19 protein-coding genes and 1 tRNA gene are annotated in these 19,941 nt (G+C 63.3%); 12 read left to right on the top strand and 8 right to left on the bottom strand.

Annotated elements, in window-relative coordinates:
* Positions 1-82 precede the first annotated feature (82 nt).
* Positions 83-868, bottom strand: a complete 786-nt coding sequence (locus EBQ26_RS11490) for a tyrosine-protein phosphatase (protein WP_238944341.1) — start codon at positions 866-868, stop codon at positions 83-85.
* A gap of 144 nt (positions 869-1,012) precedes the next feature.
* Between EBQ26_RS11490 and gluQRS the strand changes: the two genes are divergently transcribed.
* The 3 genes from gluQRS (at position 1,013) to EBQ26_RS11475 (ending at position 2,874) form a co-directional block, all read left to right on the top strand.
* Entirely contained in the window at positions 1,013-1,957 is a 945-nt protein-coding gene (gene gluQRS, locus EBQ26_RS11485; protein ID WP_122239291.1) for a tRNA glutamyl-Q(34) synthetase GluQRS, read from the top strand.
* Between the two features lie 38 nt (positions 1,958-1,995).
* On the top strand, positions 1,996-2,760 hold the full coding sequence (gene trmB / locus EBQ26_RS11480) for a tRNA (guanosine(46)-N7)-methyltransferase TrmB (RefSeq protein WP_122239290.1): 765 nt from the start codon (positions 1,996-1,998) through the stop codon (positions 2,758-2,760).
* 38 nt (positions 2,761-2,798) lie between these two features.
* A tRNA-Lys gene (locus EBQ26_RS11475) sits at positions 2,799-2,874 on the top strand.
* 189 nt (positions 2,875-3,063) lie between these two features.
* Here EBQ26_RS11475 and EBQ26_RS11470 read toward each other — a convergent pair.
* The 6 genes from EBQ26_RS11470 to glyS form a co-directional block, all read right to left on the bottom strand.
* On the bottom strand, positions 3,064-4,857 hold the full coding sequence (locus EBQ26_RS11470) for an acyl-CoA dehydrogenase (RefSeq protein ID WP_122239289.1): 1,794 nt from the start codon (positions 4,855-4,857) through the stop codon (positions 3,064-3,066).
* A gap of 207 nt (positions 4,858-5,064) precedes the next feature.
* Complete coding sequence (locus tag EBQ26_RS11465) at positions 5,065-5,994, bottom strand: electron transfer flavoprotein subunit alpha/FixB family protein (RefSeq protein WP_122239287.1); 930 nt, start codon at positions 5,992-5,994, stop codon at positions 5,065-5,067.
* 31 nt (positions 5,995-6,025) lie between these two features.
* On the bottom strand, positions 6,026-6,778 hold the full coding sequence (locus EBQ26_RS11460) for an electron transfer flavoprotein subunit beta/FixA family protein (protein WP_122239285.1): 753 nt from the start codon (positions 6,776-6,778) through the stop codon (positions 6,026-6,028).
* 240 nt (positions 6,779-7,018) lie between these two features.
* Positions 7,019-7,690 carry a nitroreductase gene (locus tag EBQ26_RS11455; protein WP_122239283.1) on the bottom strand — a complete coding sequence of 224 codons (672 nt, stop codon included), beginning with the start codon at positions 7,688-7,690 and terminating at the stop codon, positions 7,019-7,021.
* Positions 7,691-7,808: 118 nt separating this feature from the next.
* Positions 7,809-8,513 carry an HAD family hydrolase gene (locus EBQ26_RS11450; RefSeq protein ID WP_122239281.1) on the bottom strand — a complete coding sequence of 235 codons (705 nt, stop codon included), beginning with the start codon at positions 8,511-8,513 and terminating at the stop codon, positions 7,809-7,811.
* 22 nt (positions 8,514-8,535) lie between these two features.
* Positions 8,536-10,668, bottom strand: coding sequence for a glycine--tRNA ligase subunit beta (gene glyS, locus EBQ26_RS11445; RefSeq protein WP_122239279.1), 2,133 nt, complete (start codon positions 10,666-10,668; stop codon positions 8,536-8,538).
* Positions 10,669-11,010: 342 nt separating this feature from the next.
* Between glyS and EBQ26_RS11440 the strand changes: the two genes are divergently transcribed.
* A complete protein-coding gene (locus EBQ26_RS11440) occupies positions 11,011-11,472 on the top strand; it encodes a MarR family winged helix-turn-helix transcriptional regulator (protein ID WP_238944340.1) in 462 nt (153 codons plus the stop codon).
* A 9-nt stretch (positions 11,473-11,481) separates the two neighbouring features.
* Here the strand turns inward: EBQ26_RS11440 and EBQ26_RS11435 are convergent, their stop codons facing one another.
* Positions 11,482-12,384, bottom strand: coding sequence for a LysR family transcriptional regulator (locus EBQ26_RS11435; RefSeq protein ID WP_122239275.1), 903 nt, complete (start codon positions 12,382-12,384; stop codon positions 11,482-11,484).
* Positions 12,385-12,604: 220 nt separating this feature from the next.
* Between EBQ26_RS11435 and EBQ26_RS11430 the strand changes: the two genes are divergently transcribed.
* The 8 genes from EBQ26_RS11430 (at position 12,605) to EBQ26_RS11395 (ending at position 19,907) form a co-directional block, all read left to right on the top strand.
* Positions 12,605-13,630 (top strand): amidohydrolase family protein, encoded by a 1,026-nt coding sequence (locus tag EBQ26_RS11430; RefSeq protein ID WP_122239297.1) that lies wholly within the window; start codon positions 12,605-12,607, stop codon positions 13,628-13,630.
* Positions 13,631-13,732: 102 nt separating this feature from the next.
* Positions 13,733-14,416: a 4-carboxy-4-hydroxy-2-oxoadipate aldolase/oxaloacetate decarboxylase gene (gene ligK / locus EBQ26_RS11425; RefSeq protein WP_122239295.1), complete on the top strand. Its 684-nt coding sequence runs from the start codon at positions 13,733-13,735 to the stop codon at positions 14,414-14,416.
* 6 nt (positions 14,417-14,422) lie between these two features.
* Entirely contained in the window at positions 14,423-15,406 is a 984-nt protein-coding gene (locus EBQ26_RS11420; protein ID WP_122239273.1) for an NAD(P)-dependent oxidoreductase, read from the top strand.
* A 25-nt stretch (positions 15,407-15,431) separates the two neighbouring features.
* Positions 15,432-16,349: an amidohydrolase family protein gene (locus tag EBQ26_RS11415; RefSeq protein ID WP_122239271.1), complete on the top strand. Its 918-nt coding sequence runs from the start codon at positions 15,432-15,434 to the stop codon at positions 16,347-16,349.
* A gap of 81 nt (positions 16,350-16,430) precedes the next feature.
* Positions 16,431-16,871 (top strand): protocatechuate 4,5-dioxygenase subunit alpha, encoded by a 441-nt coding sequence (ligA, locus tag EBQ26_RS11410; RefSeq protein WP_122239269.1) that lies wholly within the window; start codon positions 16,431-16,433, stop codon positions 16,869-16,871.
* Between the two features lie 2 nt (positions 16,872-16,873).
* Positions 16,874-17,755: a class III extradiol dioxygenase subunit beta gene (locus tag EBQ26_RS11405; protein WP_122239267.1), complete on the top strand. Its 882-nt coding sequence runs from the start codon at positions 16,874-16,876 to the stop codon at positions 17,753-17,755.
* A gap of 35 nt (positions 17,756-17,790) precedes the next feature.
* Positions 17,791-18,747: a Gfo/Idh/MocA family oxidoreductase gene (locus EBQ26_RS11400; protein WP_122239265.1), complete on the top strand. Its 957-nt coding sequence runs from the start codon at positions 17,791-17,793 to the stop codon at positions 18,745-18,747.
* A gap of 104 nt (positions 18,748-18,851) precedes the next feature.
* Entirely contained in the window at positions 18,852-19,907 is a 1,056-nt protein-coding gene (locus tag EBQ26_RS11395) for a TRAP transporter substrate-binding protein (protein ID WP_122239264.1), read from the top strand.
* Positions 19,908-19,941 lie beyond the last annotated feature (34 nt).

Raw genomic sequence — 19,941 nt, 5'->3', positions numbered from 1 at the left:
CCCTCAAGACATCAAGCCTTGAGGGGTTTTACTTATGAAAAATAAAAATCGCCCAATACCCATCAATCCAGACATAAAAAATCTATTCCTCCAAATAAATTGCGCGCAAATAACCTAAGTCCACAGCATTCAAGCCTAACCCTGCCCTTAAATAACCCAATACATCACCATAACTGGTTTCAATCTGCTGGTATGCAGCATTGAGAAAATCTCGGTGTACACGCCAAAGCACGTTCATCGCTTGCTTGGAAAATGGTCGATTAGCACTGTAGTACGAGGGGAGGATGTAATGCTTGTTGGTGAGCATAAAATCCCGCGTAATGGTTTCTCGAGGTACATCTAAAGCCTCCAATAGCATGGCGGCAGCGAAGCCGGTGCGGTCCTTACCCGCCGTGCAATGAAACACCACGGGCGCATCTTGCGTGAGTAGCACGTCGAAAAATGCGCGGTACTGTTTTGTATTGCGCTGCACAAAGGCCTCATAGGTTTGCGCCATCAACCGATGTGCTGTCGCCACATCCAGTGTTTGGCCTAGTTCAATCATGCGGTGCAAGGTTTGTGTAACGTAAGGCTCAATGGGAAGAGTGGTGCGTTGTAAGTTTTTGATGGCGTAATCGCTGTTTTGACGCTCGGCTTCACTGCGGAAATCTATGCTGTGGCGTACACCCAATCGATCAAACGGCTCTTGATCTTCGTATTGCAAATCAGACAATCTGTCTGATCGGAACAGCACGCGCCAGCGTACCTTGCGGCCATCGCGGCTGCGATAGCCTCCTAAATCGCGAAAATTGCTGATGCCTTTAAACGGTATATGGCGGCTGAATGGAGTGGCCGTGGCTGCGCAAGAGGACAAGGGTTGTAACGACATGGGCCGTATTTTGCAGGGAAGACCCCGGCATGGCTGGAAAGCCCGTTCTTCTTCATATCCTGCGGATGATGGGCATGCGAGCATTTGCCGCAACTGTTTCCTCCATCCACCCCCCATGCTCAACCTGTGCCAACCATACAGTCCATGCACCACACCACTCGCGCCGCTTATGTTGGGCGCTTTGCGCCTTCTCCAACTGGCCCGATGCACCTTGGATCTGCGGTTGCCGCCTTAGCCAGTTGGTTGGACGCTCATGCAGCCCGGCATGCTGGCCTGTCTAGCTGCTGGTTGGTGCGCATTGAGGACTTGGATACGCAGCGCTGCAGTGAAGCCGCAGCCATCACTATCCTGCGTCAATTGCAAAGCTTGGGTTTGACACCTGACGCTTCGCCACAATGGCAATCACGTCGCCTGCCCCACTATCGGCATGCTTTGCAGACGCTGCAAGCCCATGGACTGGCTTATCCCTGCCAATGCACCCGGCGTGACATTGAAGCGGCTTGGCAGGCTCGGGGCGTGCAGCGTCAGCGTTTTCAAACATTGATCTACCCTGGCACATGCCGTTCTGCGCAGCATGTGAACCCCGTGCGGGTTTGGCGTTTTCTCACTGAAGGGGAGCAAACCTCGCACACAGTGCGTTGGCATGATCGACGCCTGGGCTGGCAGCAACAAGATGTGTCTAAAGAGGTTGGGGATTTCGCTTTGCTGCGCGGCGATGGGATCTGGAGCTACCAAATCGGCTGTGTGGTGGATGATGCCGAGCAAGGGATCACCCACATTGTGCGAGGGGAAGATTTGGCCGACAACACTGCGCGGCAAATCTTGTTGCAACAGGCGCTGGGCTATACACGGCCGGTTTATTTGCATTTGCCTCTGGCGCGCGATGCTTGGGGCGAGAAACTTTCCAAAGGCAATCAAGCGCCCAGCATTGATGGCTGTCCGCCGTTAGAGGTGCTGTGTCAGGCGGCACATATTCTGGGCTTGCCGCCCGTCACGGCCTCTACCGTACCGGATGCTTTGTTGAGCTGGACGCGAGCTTGGAGTGATCTCTATCCCCTATCCGCATCGGATGATGATGCGCCTGCTTGAGAGACAATGCCGCCCCTGTTTCCTTGATTTGCTTTGCTATGACTGTGGATACCCCCACACCTCCCAGCCACGACGATGCCACCGCTCTCCCCGCGCACTTCAAACGCATCCGCAGCTATGTGGTGCGCGCAGGCCGCACCACGACGGCTCAGCAGCATGCCATTGACGCCTTAGGCCCGCGTTATGTAGTGCCGTTTGCCCAGCAAACGCTCGACTTCGCTGCCCTCTTTGGCCGCCAGGCCCCTGTAGTGATGGAAATTGGCTTCGGCATGGGCGACGCCACTGCTGCCATTGCCAAGGCGCGTCCGCAAGAGGACTTTCTTTGTTGTGAAGTGCACACCCCCGGCGTTGGTGCGCTGCTCAAGCGCATGCATGAAGAAGGAATCACCAATATCCGCATCGTCCAGCACGACGCGGTAGAAGTGCTCCAGCACATGGTGCCCGCTGCCAGCCTGGCAGGCGTGCATATCTTTTTCCCCGATCCTTGGCATAAAAAACGCCACCATAAGCGCCGTTTGATTCAGCCGCCTTTTGTGCAAATGCTCTTGAGCTACCTGCAACCTGGCGGTTATCTGCATTGCGCTACCGACTGGCAGGAATACGCCGAGCAAATCCGTGATGTGCTGCAAGCCAACGCAGCATGGGTCAACCAAGGGCAATTGCCCGATGGCTTTGCCCAACGCCCTTGGTACCGCCCCGTGACCAAATTTGAGCAGCGTGGTTTGCGCCTGGGCCACGGCGTGTGGGATGTGCTGTTTGCCAAGCAGCCGCAGGAGCGGCCCGAGCGTGAAAGGGCGCTATAATCGCCGCCTTTGAAACGTTCTCGCAAAGTTCGGTTTCGGGGCTCTTAGCTCAGTTGGTAGAGCAGCGGACTCTTAATCCGTTTGTCGTAGGTTCGATCCCTACAGGGCCCACCAAAAACTTCAAGGCTTGCATCGGTGCGATGTAAGCCTTTTTCTTTTGCCGATTCAAACCGGCCGGAAAAGCCCACAAGAAGGCCCATGAAAAAGCCGCCATGAACGAAACGCATGGCGGCTTTTTCATGGGCAGACAGTGTGGGCCCCGCGTGCGCAGAGGCCCACACTTTCAGCGCAGCTTGGTGGGCGTCAGAAAGCGTCCAGCGGCAATTCCGTCACGCTGTGCGCGCCTTCCACGATGGCATCACGCAGCGCGCCGGTGCGCGGCAGGATGTGCTCGGCGTAGAAATGCGCGGTGGTGATTTTGGCGCGCAGGAAGTCGGCATCGCCTTCGCCTTTGGCCAGCAGCTCTTTGGCGGCCAGCATGGCGCGGCCCAGTTGCCAGCCAGCGACCAGGTTGCCCGCCAGCATCAGGTAGGGCACGCTGCCAGCATAGGCGGCGTTGGGGTTTTCGCGGCTGTTGGCAACGATGAAGTCCACCACCTCCAGATACGCTTGGCGCGCTTTTGCCAGGCCGCGGGCGGCGGCTTGGGCGGGTTCATCGCCGGCGGCTTGCAGGGCGGCTTCGGTTTGCTCGATTTGCGCAGCGATGGCTTTGGCCACGGCGCCGCCGTCGCGGCCGGTTTTGCGGCCCACCAAGTCGTTGGCCTGGATGGCAGTGGTGCCTTCGTAGATGGCCAGGATGCGGCAATCGCGGTAGTGTTGGGCCGCGCCGGTTTCCTCAATAAAGCCCATGCCGCCATGCACTTGCACGCCCAGGCTGGTGACTTCCTGGCTGATTTCGGTGCTGTAGCCTTTGACCAGCGGCACCAGGAATTCGTAAAACGCCTGGTTGTGCTGGCGGGCCTGGGCATCGGGGTGGCGGTGCGCTGCATCGTAGGCGGCGGCGGCGGTGATGGCTGTGGCGCGTGTGCCTTCGGTGAGGGCGCGCATGGTCATGAGCATGCGGCGCACATCGGGGTGGTGGATGATGGGGGCGCTGCCTTTGACGGAGCCATCGACGGGGCGGCTTTGCACGCGCTCGCGGGCGTAAGCCACGGCTTGCTGGTAGGCGCGCTCGGAGACGGCCACGCCCTGCACGCCCACGGCGTAACGCGCGGCGTTCATCATGATGAACATGTATTCCAGGCCGCGGTTTTCCTCGCCCACGAGGTAGCCGATGGCGCCGCCGTTATCGCCAAATTGCAGCACGGCCGTGGGGCTGGCCTTGATGCCCATCTTGTGCTCGATGCTCACGCAATGCACGTCGTTGCGTTCGCCCAGCGAGCCGTCGGCGTTGACCAGGAATTTGGGCACGATGAACAGGCTGATGCCCTTGATGCCTTCGGGCGCGCCTTGCACGCGTGCCAGCACCAGGTGCACGATGTTCTCGGCCATGTCGTGCTCGCCCCAGGTGATGAAGATCTTGGTGCCGAAGACTTTGTAGGTGCCGTCAGGCAGCGGCTCGGCGCGCGAGCGCACCAGGGACAGGTCGGAGCCCGCTTGCGGCTCGGTCAGGTTCATGGTGCCCGTCCACTGGCCGGAGATGAGTTTTTCCAGATAGGTGGCTTTGAGCTCGTCGCTGCCTGCCATCAGCAGCGCCTCGATGGCGCCGTCGGTGAGCATGGGGCACAGGGCGAAGCTGAGGTTGGCGCTGTGCAGCATTTCCTGGCAGGCGGCGCCGATGGTTTTGGGCAGGCCCTGGCCGCCGTAGTTCACATCGTGCTGCAAGCCTTGCCAGCCGCCCTGGGCGAACTGGGCGAATGCCTCTTTGAAGCCGGGCGTGGCGGTGACAACGCCATCTTTGAAGCTGGAGGGATTGGTGTCGCCGGGCACGTTCAGGGGCGCGACCGCGTCTTGCGTGAACTTGGCGCATTCCTCCAACACGGCCTGGGCGGTATCCAGCCCTGCATCCTCAAAACCGGGCAATTGGGCTACGGCGGCGAGGTTGGCCAGGTGCTCAATGTCGAACAGCAAGTCTTTGACGGGGGCTTTGAAACTCATGGAGAACTCCTTGTACTGCGGTAAAAAAGCATGCCCAAGGGCATAGAATGCTTTAAATTACAAATCAAAGGAAATGAAATGCGCCTTTTTTGGCATGATGGGCTTAAAGATAAATTTCCTTTGATTTGATGCTTTAATTGGCTGAAAAAAATGGCATCGCCAAGGATGCCATTTTTCAGATTGCTCGTGCCGAGGCTTTGAGCAGCCTTAGAGCTTTTCGGTCAACTCGGGCACGGCGGCGAACAAGTCGGCCACCAGGCCGTAATCGGCCACGGAGAAAATGGGCGCTTCCTCATCCTTGTTGATGGCGACGATGACCTTGGAGTCCTTCATGCCTGCCAAGTGCTGGATGGCGCCGCTGATGCCCACGGCCACGTACATCTCGGGGGCGACGATCTTGCCCGTCTGGCCCACTTGCAAATCGTTGGGGGCATAGCCCGCATCGACGGCAGCGCGGCTGGCGCCGATGGCGGCGCCGAGCTTGTCGGCCAGAGGGGTGATGACTTCCTTGAACTTTTCTTCGCTGCCCAGCGCGCGGCCGCCGGAGACGATGACCTTGGCGGCCGTCAATTCGGGGCGATCGCTCTTGCTGACTTCGCGGCTGACAAAACGGCTCTTGCCCGAATCGGCCACGGCTGCCACGCTTTCCACGGCTGCGCTGCCGCCGGTGTCGGCTGCGGCGTCAAAGCCGGTGGCGCGCACGGTGATGACCTTCTTGGCGTCCTGGCTTTGCACGGTGGCAATGGCATTGCCGGCGTAGATGGGGCGCTCGAAGGTGTCGCCGCTGACGACTTTGGTGATATCGGAGATTTGCGCCACATCCAGCTTGGCGGCCACGCGCGGGGCGATGTTCTTGCCCGAGGCGGTGGCGGGGAAGACGATGTGCTCATAGCCATCGGCCAGCGCCAGCACCTGGGCGGCGACGTTTTCAGCCAGGGCGTTTTCCAGCGCGGGGCCATCGGCGTGCAGCACTTTGGCCACGCCTGTGACCTGGGCGGCGGCCTGGGCGGCGGCGGCGGCGTTGTGCCCGGCCACCAGCACATGCACTTCGCCCAGTGCGGCAGCGGCGGTGACGGTGTTGAGGGTGGCGCCTTTGAGGCTGGCGTTGTCGTGTTCGGCAATAACGAGTACGGTCATTGGGATTCCTTTCAGAAGTTCAGCGGTTGCCTCAAATCACTTTGGCTTCGTTTTTGAGCTTGTCCACCAAGGTGGCCACGTCAGGGACTTTCACGCCTGCGCTGCGCTTGGGCGGCTCGCTGACCTTGAGCGTTTTCAGGCGCGGGGCGACGTCCACGCCCAGATCGGCGGGCTTGATCGTTTCCAGCTCTTTTTTCTTGGCCTTCATGATGTTGGGCAGCGTGACAAAGCGCGGCTCGTTCAGGCGCAAATCGGCGGTCACGACGGCGGGCAGCGTGACGGTGATGGTCTCCAGGCCGCTATCGACTTCGCGCGTGACGGTGGCTTCATTGCCAGCGATTTCCACCTTGGAGGCAAACGTGGCCTGGGGCACATCGGCCAGGGCGGCGAGCATTTGGCCGGTTTGGTTGGAGTCGTCGTCGATGGCTTGCTTGCCCATCAGCACCAAGGCTGCCTGCTCCTTGTCCAGCAGGGCCTTGAGGATTTTGGCGACGGCCAGCGGCTGCACTTCGTCCTCGGTTTCCACCAAAACGGCGCGGTCGGCGCCCATGGCCAAGGCAGTGCGCAGGATTTCCTGGGCTTTGGCGCCGCCGACGGAGACGGCCACCACTTCCGTGGCTGCGCCTTTTTCTTTCAGGCGCACGGCTTCTTCCACCGCGATTTCGTCAAAGGGGTTCATGCTGTGCTTGAGGTTGGCGACATCGACGCCGCTGCCGTCGGCCTTGATGCGCACCTTCATGTCTTTATCCACCACGCGCTTGACGGGTACCAGGACCTTGGTCATTTCCTTGTATCTCCTTGAGTTGCCCTGCCGGGCATTGGGTTGGTCAAGACGGCTGCACACGCGCGCCGCCCCATGTTGAAAACGTCAAAAACTGCAACAGTTTTCATTCTAGTCGCGCGGACATGCCCTTCTGGGCAAGCGCGCCCGGGTAAACCCGAATAGTCGCCAGGATGGCATTTTTTGCAAAGCCGCGCCCGCTGCATCGCGCGCCTTGCCCTGTGTTTTGCGCTCTGTGCGTTGTCATGCGCCCGGCTCAAAGCCGCGCAATTGCAGCCAGTCGCCCGGCTCTGCGCGGCTGGTGCGCCATTGGTTGATGGGGGCGCTGGCGTCGGCGTAGCCCAGGGCAACGCCGCAGATGACCATATAGCTTTCGGGCAGGTGCAAAAAGGGTTTGACGCCCGCTTGCATGCGGCGCCAAAAGCCTTGTGCGCAGGTGGCCAGGCCGTTTTCGGTGGCCAGCAGCATGAGCGATTGCAGGTAAATGCCCACATCCAGCCATTGCGCGGGCTGCATGCGCCGGTCGGCGCAGATGAGGATGCCCACGGGCGCGCCGAAGAAGCTGAAGTTTTGCGCGGCTTGGGCCTGGCGCGCCTGGGCGTCGTCGTGGCCGATGCCCAGTGCGCCGTACATGCCTTCGCCCACCTGGAAGCGCCGGGTGCGGTAGGGCTCCCACAAATCGGCCGGGTAGGAGGCGGTGAGGGCGTCGTCCTGCGGCGTGTCGCCGCGCACGGCGTCGATCAGTTCTTGCAGCGCCGCGCCGCGCAGGGCGATGACTTGCCAGGGTTGCAGGTTGCCTGCCGAGGGGCTTTGTGCGGCTTGCTCCAGCATGCGCTGCACGAGCTGGGGGTCAGGCTCTTGGGCGGTAAAGGCGCGCGCGGAGTAGCGCTCGGCCAAGGCGGTTTGAACAGTCATGGAGGGCCTTTCTTCAGAAAAATACAACAGAAATTCTTATTCTTGCAAATCAAAAGGAAAAATAAACACCTTGTTTAGGCGTGCTGGTATTTATTTGATTTTTGCTTTGATTTGCAATTCAACGGCAGGCGCGCATCAGCATGGCCACCGCCTGGGGCACGTCCTGCATGTGGCGGATGACGCACACGGCGCCTGCGGCGCGCATGGCGTCGGTGGCCTGGCCGTGCTTGTCGTAGGCGATGACGGCCGCGCCAGCGGCCACGCCGGCGGTAATGCCGGGGATGGAGTCTTCCACCACCACGCAGCGTTGCGTGGGCACTTGCAGCGCAGCAGCGGCGGCCAGATACACGTCGGGCGCGGGCTTGTTGCGCGCCAGCTCCTGGCCGCTGAAGACGCGGCCTTCAAAGTAATCCCACAGGCCCACTTTCTGCAATTGCAGCCCGAGCTTGAAGCGGTCGGCCCCCGAGGCGCAGGCGATGCGCCCGCCAAAGAGGGCGTGCATGCCTTGCACGGTGGCGATGGCGCCGGGCTCGGCCAGCAGCTCCGCTTGCAAGCGCAGGTTGCGGCGGGCGTAGAAATCGGCCATCCAGTCGTCGGTCAGGGGCTGGCCGGTTTCGGCTTCGATGCGGGCGGTTTCGTCGCGCACGGCTTTGCCGTGGAAGATGGCAAAGCATTCTTCATAGCTCAAGCGCCAGCCCGATTCCTCCAGCTTTTGGCGCAGCACTTGGTTGGTAATGCCTTCGCTATCCACCAGCACGCCGTCGCAGTCGAACAGCATGGCGGCAAAAAACGGCGTGGGCGAGAGTGGGGCGGGGCCGGTCATGGCGGAGTTCCTGCCTTCTCGCTCAGGCGGCCAGGCGGGCCAGATCGGCCACGCGGTTCATGGCCTGGTGCAGGGTTTTGAGCAGGCCCAGGCGGTTGCGGCGCAGCTCGGGCTGCTCGGCATTGACCATCACGCCATCGAAAAACGCATCCACGGGCGCGCGCAACGCGGCCAGGGTTTGCAGGCTGGCGGTGTAATCGCCCGCGTCAAATTGCGCTTCGGCCTGGGGCAGCACCTGCTGCATGGCGGCGTAAAGGGCTTGCTCGGCGCCCTCTTGCAACAGGGCTTGGTTGACTTGCGCATCGGCCTCGTCCTGGGCTTTTTTCAGGATGTTGCCGATGCGCTTGTTGGCGGCGGCCAGCGCGGGGGCTTCGGGCAGTTGGGCGAAGGCGCGCACGGCGGCCAGGGCTTTGGGGATTTCGCCCCACATCGGGCGCGCGGCGATGACGGCATCGGCCTCTTGCGCGCTGGCGCCCAGCTCACGCAAATAACCGGCGATGCGCTCGTAAATGAAGGCCAGCAGTTGTTCGTTGCTCTTGGCGGCATCGGGCAGCAGGGGGCCGAAGGCCTGGGCGGCGCTGGCCACGGTGGCGGGCAAATCCAGCGGCAGGCGTTTTTCCACCAGCATGCGGATCACGCCCAGCGCGTGGCGGCGCAGGGCAAACGGGTCTTTGTCGCCCGTGGGCAGGTTGCCGATGCCGAACATGCCTACCAGGGTTTCCAGCTTGTCGGCCAGGGCGACCACGGCTCCGACCTCGCCGCGCGGCAGCTCGTCGCCGGCGAAGCGGGGCTTGTAGTGGTCTTCAATGGCTTGGGCGATGTCTTCGCTCAGGCCGTCGTGGCGGGCGTAGTAGCCGCCCATGATGCCTTGCAGCTCGGGGAATTCGCCCACCATGTCGGTGAGCAGATCGGCCTTGGCCAGCATGGCGGCCTGGTCGGCGGCGGCGGCCAGCGCGGGGCCGCCCAGTTGTTCGCCCAGGGCTTTGGCGATGGCGCGCACGCGTTGCATACGCTCGCCCTGGCTGCCAAGCTGGTTGTGATAGACGACTTTGTTCAGCCCCTCCACGCGGCTTTCCAGCGTCTTTTTGCGGTCGGTGTTGAAGAAGAATTTGGCATCGGCCAGGCGCGGGCGCACCACGCGCTCGTTGCCGTCGATGACGGCGCTGGCGTCCTCGGGGCTGATGTTGCTGACCACCAGGAATTGGTGCGTCAGGCGGCCTGCGGCATCAAGCAGCGGGAAGTATTTCTGGTTGGCCTTCATGGTCAGGATCAGGCACTCCTGCGGCACTTGCAGAAACTCTTTTTCAAATTGGCACACCAGCACGTTGGGGCGCTCGACCAGCGCGGTGACTTCGTCCAGCAGGGCCTCGTCCTGCACCGGCTGGCTGCCCTGGCCGATGCGCGCGGCAGCGGCCTGCAATTGCTCGGCAATGGCTTGGCGGCGCTGGGCGTAGCTGGCGATGACGGCGCCCTCATCGCGCAATTGCTCGGCGTAGCTGTCGGCGCTGCGCAGTTCGATGGGATCGGCCTGGGCCTCGAAGCGGTGGCCGCGCGTGCTGCGGCCGCTTTGCAGGCCCAGCGCGGCCACGGGCACCACCTCGCTGCCATGCAAGGCCACCAGGCCATGCGCGGGGCGCACGAAGTGCACGCTGTCCCAGCCGGGCAAGTCCACGCCGGTTTCCAACTGGTAGGCCATGACTTTGGGGATGGGCAGGTGGCGGATGGTGTCGTCCAGCGCTTTTTGCAGGCCTTGCGCCAGCGTGGCGCCCGGTTGCACGCTGTCCAGGTACAGCGCTTCGTTTTTGCCTTCGCCTTGGCGGCGCAGTTGGTTTGCGGCTTGCGCGTCCAGCCCCAGGCTGGCGAGCTTTTTCAGCAGCGCGGGTGTGGGCGCGCCTTCTTGCAGGCCGACGGAGACGGGCATGAGCTTTTGCGTCACGGGCTTGTCGGCGGCTTTGGCGGCGACGTCTTGGAGATGCACGGCCAGGCGGCGCGGCGTGGCGTAGGCCGTCACGCCCGCGCTGGCATCGGCCAGCAGGCCTTGCTGCTGCAAGCTGCTGGCAATGCCTTGGGCAAAGGCGTCGCCGAGCTTGCGCAGGGCTTTGGGCGGGAGTTCTTCAACAAAGAGTTCGACGAGCAGATTCTGGTTAACAGTCATGGCGACTCGGGCCGCGCTGCGCCAAGGGCTGCGCGGCGTGTGCGTGAGGTTGGAAGGGGGAGTGCAGGCAAAACGCTGGCAAAGCGGCTATTGTCTGGCAATTTGAGGGCATGGCGGTCGCTGTGGATGGGCCGCAGACAGCCGCAGCGGGGGGCGGCCGGCTCAGAACACGCTCTAACATGCGCACACTCCCCCACCATGCCCTTGATGGCGTGGTTTTGCTGGTTATTTTCAAATCAATGGATAATTGATTTGATGCATATCATGCCGAAATGGGGGTATTTTTTATCCTTTGTTTTGTAAATCAATTCCGGGGCCGTTTGCAGCGGCCTTGTCCCCACCGTGCGCAATCAACCTATTGATCAAACCCGGCTTCAGCGCTTCATGGGCTACCGCCTCACCCGTATCAAGCTCAGCGTTCACAAGCGATTTCTTCAGGCCCTGGCGGATTGGGAGCTAGGCCCCAGCGAGTTTTCGCTGTTGGTGTTGGTGGATGCCAACCCGGGCATTTTTCAGCGCCAGATCAGCCAGGCGCTGGATATTTCTCCGCCCAATTTGGTGCCGCTGGTCGAGCGGCTGGTGGAGCGCGGCTTGATCGAGCGGCGCGCCAGCGCCGAGGATCGGCGCTTGCAGCAGCTCGTGCTCACCCCGGCGGGCAAGCGCCTGCAAATCCGGGCCGAGCAAGCGGTGGAGTGTTTCGAGCGTGATTTGGAGCAGGCCCTCAGCGCCGCCGAGCGCCAATGCCTGAGCGTGGCGCTGGATAAGCTGCAAGCGCGCCTGGGCGAGCGCGCCCAGGATGGGTGATGGAGGGCATCATGCCCGGCCCATGACCCGCTCCACCAGCGCCACCAGCTCGGCCTTGGTGCGTTGGATCAGCAGGCTTTCGCGGTAGTGCGCGCGCTGGGCCAGGCAGAGTGTGCAGGGGATTTCGGGTGTGTGGATCAGGCGCGCGTCCAGCGTGCTGTCGCCGCGTTCCTGGTGGCTGTCCAGCGCCGTTTCCGTCAGCACCGCAAAGCCGTGCCCGGCTTTGAGCAAATCGAAAATCACCGGCAGGCTGGCCACTTCCCAGGCCACGTTCAATGGCGTGCCGTGCAGCAGGGCTTGCGCCTCCATCAGGCTGCGAAAGATTTGCCCTTTTTGCGCCATCACCAACGGGTAGCGGGGCAAATCGCCAAAGGCCACCGGGCCGGGCGGTAGGCTGTCCTGGCGGCCAATCAGGCACAGGCGCTCGCGCGCCAGCGGCGTGATGGACAGGCTTAAATGCGGCTGCGGGTTGTAGAGCAGGGCCATATCCATCTGGCCGTCAATCAGCCAGCCCGTCATGTGGCTGGACAGGCCCTCCACCACCTCCAGCCGGGCCTTGGGCAGGTGCGACTTGAAGCGCTGGATCAGCGGCACGGTGATGCGCCGCGCGATGCTGGGCGGCAGGCCGATGGTGGCGCGGCCTACAGGCTCCTGGCGGTGGGCGCCGAAATCGGCGCGGGCGTTTGCCACCGTTTGCAAGATGGTGCGGCCGTGCAAAAGCATGCGCTGGCCCGCCTCGGTCAGCTCCACGCCACGGCCATTGCGCGCGAACAGGTGCTCGTGCAGCGCTACCTCCAATTGCCGCACCTGGCGGCTGAGCGCAGGCTGCGCTGTGCCCAGCACCTGTGCGGCTTTGCTGAAGCTGCCCAGTTCGGCAACGGTGACGAAGATTTCGATTTGCTTGAGGTTCATAAAGCACAGGCCAGCAGGTCAATGGGCCAATGGGGCGACGAGCTATGCCATTTTGCAATAGCAGTTAGCCAGGTTAGAACATGGACGGCATGTGTGCGCGCCGTGAGAATGCCGCCAAAGGCGCTTTGCGCAGAGCATTTCCCAGAACACCCAGGCATGGAGACTTGGCATGACAGGCACGCCCCAGGACAGCCCCGCCCAGCACACCCAGCGCGCGCCGCTGGTGATCGACGTTCACGGCCACTACACCACGGCCCCCGCCGCGCTGGGCCAGTGGCGCGAGCGGCAAATTGCCGCCTTGCAAGGTGGCCCCAGCCCGGCGGCCAGCGAGCTGCACATCAGCGATGACGCCATCCGCGAGAGCATCGAAGCCAACCAGTTGCGCCTGATGCGCGAGCGCGGCTCGGACCTGACCATCTTCAGCCCGCGCGCCAGCTTCATGGCGCACCACATCGGCGATTTCCAGACCTCCTCGACCTGGGCGGCCATTTGCAACACGCTGTGCTATCGCGTCAGCCAGTTGTTCCCCGAGCACTTCATCCCTGCGGCCATGCTGCCGCAATCGCCCGGCGTGCCGATCGAGACTTGCATCCCCGAGCTGGAGCGCTGCGTGAAGGAATACGGCGCCGTGGGCATCAACCTCAACCCCGATCCTTCTGGCGGCCACTGGAACAGCCCGCCGCTGTCCGACCCGTACTGGTTCCCCATCTACGAGAAGATGGTGGAATACGACATCCCCGCCATGATCCACGTCAGCACCTCGTGCAACGCGTGCTTTCACACCACGGGCGCGCACTACCTCAACGCCGACACCACGGCCTTCATGCAGTGCCTGACCAGCGATTTGTTCACGCGCTTTCCCACCCTGCGCTTTCTCATCCCCCACGGCGGCGGCGCCGTGCCCTACCACTGGGGGCGTTTTCGCGGGCTGGCGCAGGAGCTGAAAAAGCCCACGCTGGACGAGCATTTGCTGAACAACATCTTTTTCGACACCTGCGTGTACCACCAGCCGGGCATCGACTTGCTGGCGCAGGTGGTGCCGGTCAAGAACATCCTGTTCGCCAGCGAAATGATTGGCGCCGTGCGCGGCATCGACCCCTACAGCGGCCACTACTACGACGACACGCGCCGCTACATCGAAGCCACGCCCCACCTCACGCCCGAAGAGCGTTTTGCCGTCTATGAAGGCAACGCCCGCCGCGTCTTCCCGCGCCTGGATGCGGCGCTGCGCGCACGCGGGCTCTGAAGGATGATTGTTCAATCAAGGGAAATTTGATCTGAATACCATCATGCCGAAACAGGGTTATTTTATTTCCTTTTGATTTATAAAAAGCAGAAAGAAGCAGCCATGTTTGAACTGGGAGTCGTCTATCGCAACATCGCGCGCGCCGAGCGCGAGGTGGCCGATCAACTGGCCCGCTACGGCAGCGCCACCGTGCACGAAGCCATGGGCCGCGTGGGCCTGCTCAAGCCCTACATGCGCCCCATCTACCCCGGCGCGCAAGTCAGCGGCACGGCGGTGACCGTGCTGCTGCAGCCCGGCGACAACTGGATGATGCACGTCGTGGCCGAGCAGATTCAGCCCGGCGACATCGTCGTGGCCGCCGTCACCGCCGAATGCACCGACGGCTTTTTCGGCGACTTGCTCGCCACCAGCTTCCAGGCCCGTGGCGCGCGCGCATTGGTCATTGATGCAGGCGTGCGCGACGTGCGCACCTTGCAGGACATGGGCTTTCCCGTCTGGAGCCGCGCCATCTCCGCCAAAGGCACCATCAAGGCCACGCTCGGCTCGGTCAACATCCCCGTGGTCTGCGCGGGCATGCTGGTCACCCCCGGCGATGTCATCGTGGCCGATGACGACGGCGTCGTCTGCGTGCCGCGCGCGCAAGCGGCCGCCACCTTGCAAGCGGCCGCCAAACGCGAAAGCCTGGAAGGCGAAAAACGCGCCAAGCTCGCCAGCGGCGTGCTGGGACTGGATATGTACCAAATGCGCGAGCCGCTGGCCAAGGCTGGCTTGCGCTACATCGACTAAGCCGCCATGCAAGCCCCCGCCACCCCCACCATCCCTGCCGAAGCCCGGCGCTGGCGCATCGGCTTGCTCGGCTATGGCGAAGTGGGCCGCATCCTGGCCGAAGACCTGCGCGCCCAGGGCATCGCCGTCAGCGCCTACGACCGCCAGCTCCACCACCCGCGCACCCAAGCGCAGGCCCAAACCCTGCGCGTACATGCTTATGCGCAAGGCGTCGAGCTGGTAGACAGCGCCGCAGCCCTGGCCGCAGGCTGTGACTGCCTCATCAGCGCCGTCACCGCCAGCCAGACGCAAGCAGCCATCGAGGCCGCCGCGCCTGGCCTGCGCCCCGGCGCGTGGGTGCTGGATCTCAACTCCGCCTCGCCCGGCACCAAGCAGGCCGCCGCCGCCATCGCGCATGCCCAGGGCGCGCGGTATGTGGAGGCCGCCGTCATGAACAGCGTGCCACCGCAGCGCATCCGCACTCCCATGCTGCTGGGCGGGCCGGGCGCCGCCGAGCTGGCCGCCTTGCTGGCCCCGCTGGGCTTTGCCTGCCGGGCCGTCAGCGCGCAATTGGGCGTGGCCTCGGCCACCAAAATGTGCCGCAGCGTTCTCATCAAAGGGCTGGAGGCGCTGTGCATCGAAAGCCTGAGCGCCGCGCGCCACTTCGGCGTGGAGGACGCCGTGCTGGCCTCACTGCAAGACACCTTCCCCGGCGTGGACTGGCAGGCGCAGGCCAGCTACTTCTTCCAGCGCGTCATCGCCCACGGCCAACGCCGCAGCGAAGAAATGGCCGAATCGGCCCGCACCGTGGCCGAAGCTGGATTGGCCACCGGCATGGCCCAGGCAGCTTCCCATGCCCAGGGCTGGCTGGCGCAGCAAGCGGCCGCAGGCGTCTTTGGCGCGCCCGATGCCCCCGGCTTTGCCCGCAGCGACGACTGGCGCACCGAGGCCGACCGCCTGCTGGCCGCGCTGGAGCAGCCCGCGCACTCCACCCCAAACCCCACCCCGTGATCCCCAACGCCCCCAACACGCCGCTATGAGCACCTTTGAAAAAACCCCCGGCTGGCTGGATTGGCACCCCAACCCCAGCAAGCCCCGTTTGTCACTGCCGCCCGGCAGCGTCGATGCGCACTGCCACGTCTTTGGCCCCGGCGACGAATTCCCCTACGCGCCCGAGCGCAAATACACCCCGTGCGATGCCAGCAAGGCGCAGCTTTTCGCCCTGCGCGACCATCTGGGCCTGGCGCGCAACGTCATCGTGCAGGCCACTTGCCACGGCGCGGACAACCGCGCCCTGGTCGATGCCCTGCAAGCTGCTGGCGGCGCGGCGCGCGGCGTGGCCACGGTGCGCCGCGACATCAGCGACGCCCAGTTGCAAGCCTTGCACGACGCCGGCGTGCGCGGCGTGCGCTTCAACTTCGTCAAACGGCTGGTGGACTTCACGCCGCAGGACGAGCTGATGGAGATCGCCCAGCGCATCGCCCCGCTGGGCTGGCATGTGGTGATTTACTTCGAGGCCGCCGATCTGCCCGAGCTGTGGGACTTCTTCACCCGCCTGCCCACCACGGTGGTGGTCGATCACATGGGCCGCCCCGACGTCAGCCAAAGCGTGGACGGCCCCGAATTCGGCCTGTTTCTGCGCTTCATGCAAGAGCACGGCAACGTCTGGAGCAAAGTCAGCTGCCCCGAGCGCCTCTCCATCAGCGGCCCGCCAGCGCTGGCGGGTGAGGCCGCGCCCTATCGCGACGTGGTGCCCTTTGCCCGCCGGGTGGTCGAGCGCTTCCCCGACCGCGTGCTCTGGGGCACCGACTGGCCCCACCCCAACCTCAAGCACCACATGCCCGACGACGGCCTGCTGGTGGACTTCATCGCCCACATCGCCCCCACGCCCGAGCTGCAGCGCAAGCTGCTGGTGGACAACCCCATGCGCCTGTACTGGCCCGAAGAAGTCTGAAAACAGGCTTGAAAAAGAGGCCTGGCACAAGAGGTCTGATGCACCGCCGCCCAGCCATTTCAGGAGAAAGGAGACAACCCCGTGGCTCTCGACAAACCCTATCTCGACATCCCCGGCACCATCATTTTTGATGCCGAGCAAAGCCGCAAAGGCTATTGGCTCAACCAGTTCTGCGTCAGCCTGATGAAGGCGGAAAACCGCGCCCGCTTCAAAGCCGACGAGCGCGCTTATCTGGACGAATGGCCCATGACCGAGGAGCAAAAGCAAGCCGTGCTGGCGCGCGACCTCAACTGGTGCATGCGCACGGGCGGCAACATCTACTTCCTGGCCCGCATCGGCGCGACCGACGGCCTGAGCTTTCAGCAAATGGCTGGCTCCATGACCGGCATGAGCGAGCAGGAGTACCGCGACATGATGCTTGGCGGCGGCCGCAGCATCGAAGGCAACCGCTACATCGGCGAAGACGGCGACGCCCAGGCCCACCGCCAGCCCCAGGGTGCGCATCACAACAAGGAGGCATGAACATGGCCCGCATCACCGCAACGGTATTCACCTCGCACGTGCCCGCTATTGGCGCGGCGATGGACTTGGGCAAAACAGGCGAGCCGTACTGGCAGCCGCTGTTTGCCGGTTACGAGTTCTCGCGCCAGTGGATGAAGGACAACAAGCCCGATGTCATCTTCCTGGTCTACAACGACCACGCCACCGCCTTCAGCCTGGAGTTGATCCCCACCTTTGCCATTGGCACCGGGGCGAAATTTATGCCCGCCGACGAGGGCTGGGGGCCGCGCCCCGTGCCGCCGGTCATCGGCCATCCCCAGTTGGCCAGCCATATTGCGCAAAGCGTGATCCAGCAGGACTTCGACCTGACCATCGTCAACCAGATGGAGGTCGATCACGGCCTGACCGTGCCCCTGTCGCTGATGTGCGGCGAGCAAGACCCGCAGCAAGGCGCCTGGCCTTGCCCCGTCATCCCCTTTGCCGTCAACGTCGTGCAATACCCCGTGCCCAGCGGCCAGCGCTGCTTCAACCTGGGCCGCGCGCTGCGCAAGGCCATCGAGAGCTACGACGAAGACCTCAACGTCCACATCTGGGGCACGGGCGGCATGAGCCACCAGCTCCAGGGCGCGCGCGCGGGCCTGATCAACGCCGAGTGGGATAACCGCTTTCTCGACCGCCTCATCGCCGAGCCGGCCGAGCTGGCCAAGATGCCGCACATCGACTACGTGCGTGAAGCCGGCAGCGAAGGCATTGAGCTGGTGATGTGGCTGATTGCGCGCGGCGCCATGGCCGACGCGGCCGCCGATGCCACTGGCGCCCCCCCGCCCCGCGTGGCGCACCGCTTCTACCACGTGCCCGCCTCCAACACCGCCGTGGGGCATTTGATTCTGGAAGAAACCAGGTAAGCAACCCGACAAACAACCGCAAGGAGTTCAAAACCATGACGATCAAAGTCGCGCTGGCAGGCGCAGGCGCTTTTGGCATCAAGCATCTGGATGGCATCAAAAACATCCCCGATGTGCAAGTGGTGTCCCTCATCGGCCGCGAGCTGGAGAAAACCCAGGCCGTGGCCCAGAAATACGGCATCGGCCACGTCACCACCGATCTGGACGAAGCCCTGGCCCTGCCGGGGCTGGATGCCGTCATCCTCTGCACGCCCACGCAAATGCACGCCGCGCAGGCGCAGGCCGCGCTCAAGGCAGGCAAGCATGTGCAGGTGGAAATCCCCCTGGCCGACAGCCTGGCCGACGCCGAGGCCGTGGCCGCGCTGCAAAAGCAAACCGGGCTGGTGGCCATGTGCGGCCATACCCGCCGCTTCAACCCCAGCCACCAGTTCGTGCACCGGCAAATCAAGGCCGGGCAATTCAACATCCAGCAAATGGATGTGCAGACCTATTTCTTCCGCCGCACCAACACCAACGCGCTGGGCCAGCCGCGTAGCTGGACCGATCACCTGCTCTGGCACCACGCCGCGCACACGGTGGATTTGTTTGCCTACCAGGCTGGTGAAATCGTGCAGGCGCACGCCATGCAAGGGCCTATCCACCCCACGCTGGGCATTGCCATGGATATGTCCATCCAGCTCAAAAGCGCCAGCGGCGCCATTTGCACGCTCTCGCTGAGCTTCAACAACGACGGCCCGCTGGGCACGTTCTTCCGCTACATCGGCGACAGCGCCACCTACATCGCGCGCTACGACGATTTGGTCAACGGCAAGGAGGAGCCTATCGATGTGTCCCAAGTCGATGTCTCCATGAACGGCATCGAGCTGCAAGACCGCGAGTTCTTCGCCGCCATCCGCGAGGGCCGCGAACCCAATGCCAGCGTGCACCAGGTGCTGCCCTGCTATCGCGTACTGCACCAGTTGGAGCAGCAATTGCAGCAACAGTCCGCATAAATCGCGCACAGCTTGCGCACAGCCCGCGCAATGCCCCGCGCCGCCGCCCGCAAGCGGCGGCGCGGCCCCCTCACTACAACAACACACCGACAAGGAGACACACCATGCGTTTGAATCGCAAGCAATTTCTCGGCGCCCTGAGCGCCGCCACGCTGGCCATTGCCGCACTGACCAGCGGCGCCGCGCACGCGCAGGAGCGCTACACCCTGCGCCTGCACCACTTTCTGCCGCCCCAGGCGCCCATCCCCAAAGACGGGCTGGCCAAGTGGGCCGAGAAAATCCAGAAAGACAGCGATGGCCGTCTGCGCATCCAGCTTTTCCCCGCCATGCAACTGGGCGGCAAGCCCACGGATTTGTTCGATCAGGCGCGCAACGGCGTGGTGGATTTTTCCTGGACGGTGCTGGGCTACACCCCGGGGCGCTTCCCCAAGACGGAAGTGTTCGAGCTGCCCTTTTCCATCGGCTCGGCAGCCCAGGCCTCGCCTGCCATTTACGAATACGTGCAAAACCACGCCGCTGATGAGTTCAAGGACGTCAAGCTCATCACCGTGCACACCCACGGCCCCGGCCTGTTCCACACCCGCAAGCCCATTGCCAAGCTGGAGGATTTGCGAGGCATGAAGATCCGTGGCGGCTCGCGCATCATCAACATCATGCTCGAGCAGCTTGGCGCCGTGCCGGTGGGCATGCCGGTGCCGCAAGTGAGCGAAGCCATCTCCAAGGGCGTGCTCGACGGCACCACCGTGCCCTGGGAGGTGGTGCCCGCGTTGCGTGTGCAGCAAATCGTCAAAAACCACACGGGTTTTAGCGGCCCCAAGGGCTTGTACACCCAGACCTTTGGGCTGCTGATGAACCAGGCCAGCTACGACAAGCTGCCCGATGACCTCAAGCGCGTGATCGATGCCAACTCCGGCATTGAGGTGGCACGCGCGTTTGGTCTGGTGATGGATGCTGCCGATCAAACCGGCATCGACTTGGCGCAAAAAGCGCGCAACCACATCGTGACGCTGGACGAGGCCGAAACCCAGCGCTGGAAAGACGCCGCCCAGGCCACGCGCCAGAGCTGGTTCAAGGAGGTGCAGCAGCGCGGCATCGACGGCCCCAAACTGGCCGAAGAAGCCCAGCGCCTGCTCGACAAGCACAGCGGCGCGGCGCAATAAGCGGCCCACGACGTGTCGCCTGGATGGCTTCGGA

Source organism: Allofranklinella schreckenbergeri (assembly GCF_003703475.1).
Lineage (GTDB): Bacteria > Pseudomonadota > Gammaproteobacteria > Burkholderiales > Burkholderiaceae_C > Lampropedia > Lampropedia schreckenbergeri.
The sequence above is the reverse complement of the archived record's forward strand: the minus strand, read 5'-3'. Positions and strand labels throughout refer to the sequence as shown.

Bases quoted from the DNA above. Each gene is read 5' to 3' on its own strand.
- EBQ26_RS11460 (WP_122239285.1), bottom strand. From the start codon at position 6,778: ATGACCAAGGTCCTGGTACCCGTCAAGCGCGTGGTGGATAAAGACATG.
- EBQ26_RS11490 (WP_238944341.1), bottom strand. From the start codon at position 868: ATGTCGTTACAACCCTTGTCCTCTTGCGCAGCCACGGCCACTCCATTC.
- EBQ26_RS11405 (WP_122239267.1), top strand. From the start codon at position 16,874: ATGGCCCGCATCACCGCAACGGTATTCACCTCGCACGTGCCCGCTATT.
- EBQ26_RS11415 (WP_122239271.1), top strand. From the start codon at position 15,432: ATGAGCACCTTTGAAAAAACCCCCGGCTGGCTGGATTGGCACCCCAAC.
- EBQ26_RS11420 (WP_122239273.1), top strand. From the start codon at position 14,423: ATGCAAGCCCCCGCCACCCCCACCATCCCTGCCGAAGCCCGGCGCTGG.
- EBQ26_RS11435 (WP_122239275.1), bottom strand. From the start codon at position 12,384: ATGAACCTCAAGCAAATCGAAATCTTCGTCACCGTTGCCGAACTGGGC.
- EBQ26_RS11400 (WP_122239265.1), top strand. From the start codon at position 17,791: ATGACGATCAAAGTCGCGCTGGCAGGCGCAGGCGCTTTTGGCATCAAG.
- EBQ26_RS11465 (WP_122239287.1), bottom strand. From the start codon at position 5,994: ATGACCGTACTCGTTATTGCCGAACACGACAACGCCAGCCTCAAAGGC.
- gluQRS (WP_122239291.1), top strand. From the start codon at position 1,013: ATGCACCACACCACTCGCGCCGCTTATGTTGGGCGCTTTGCGCCTTCT.
- EBQ26_RS11395 (WP_122239264.1), top strand. From the start codon at position 18,852: ATGCGTTTGAATCGCAAGCAATTTCTCGGCGCCCTGAGCGCCGCCACG.
- ligK (WP_122239295.1), top strand. From the start codon at position 13,733: ATGTTTGAACTGGGAGTCGTCTATCGCAACATCGCGCGCGCCGAGCGC.
- trmB (WP_122239290.1), top strand. From the start codon at position 1,996: ATGACTGTGGATACCCCCACACCTCCCAGCCACGACGATGCCACCGCT.
- EBQ26_RS11455 (WP_122239283.1), bottom strand. From the start codon at position 7,690: ATGACTGTTCAAACCGCCTTGGCCGAGCGCTACTCCGCGCGCGCCTTT.
- EBQ26_RS11450 (WP_122239281.1), bottom strand. From the start codon at position 8,513: ATGACCGGCCCCGCCCCACTCTCGCCCACGCCGTTTTTTGCCGCCATG.
- EBQ26_RS11470 (WP_122239289.1), bottom strand. From the start codon at position 4,857: ATGAGTTTCAAAGCCCCCGTCAAAGACTTGCTGTTCGACATTGAGCAC.
- glyS (WP_122239279.1), bottom strand. From the start codon at position 10,668: ATGACTGTTAACCAGAATCTGCTCGTCGAACTCTTTGTTGAAGAACTC.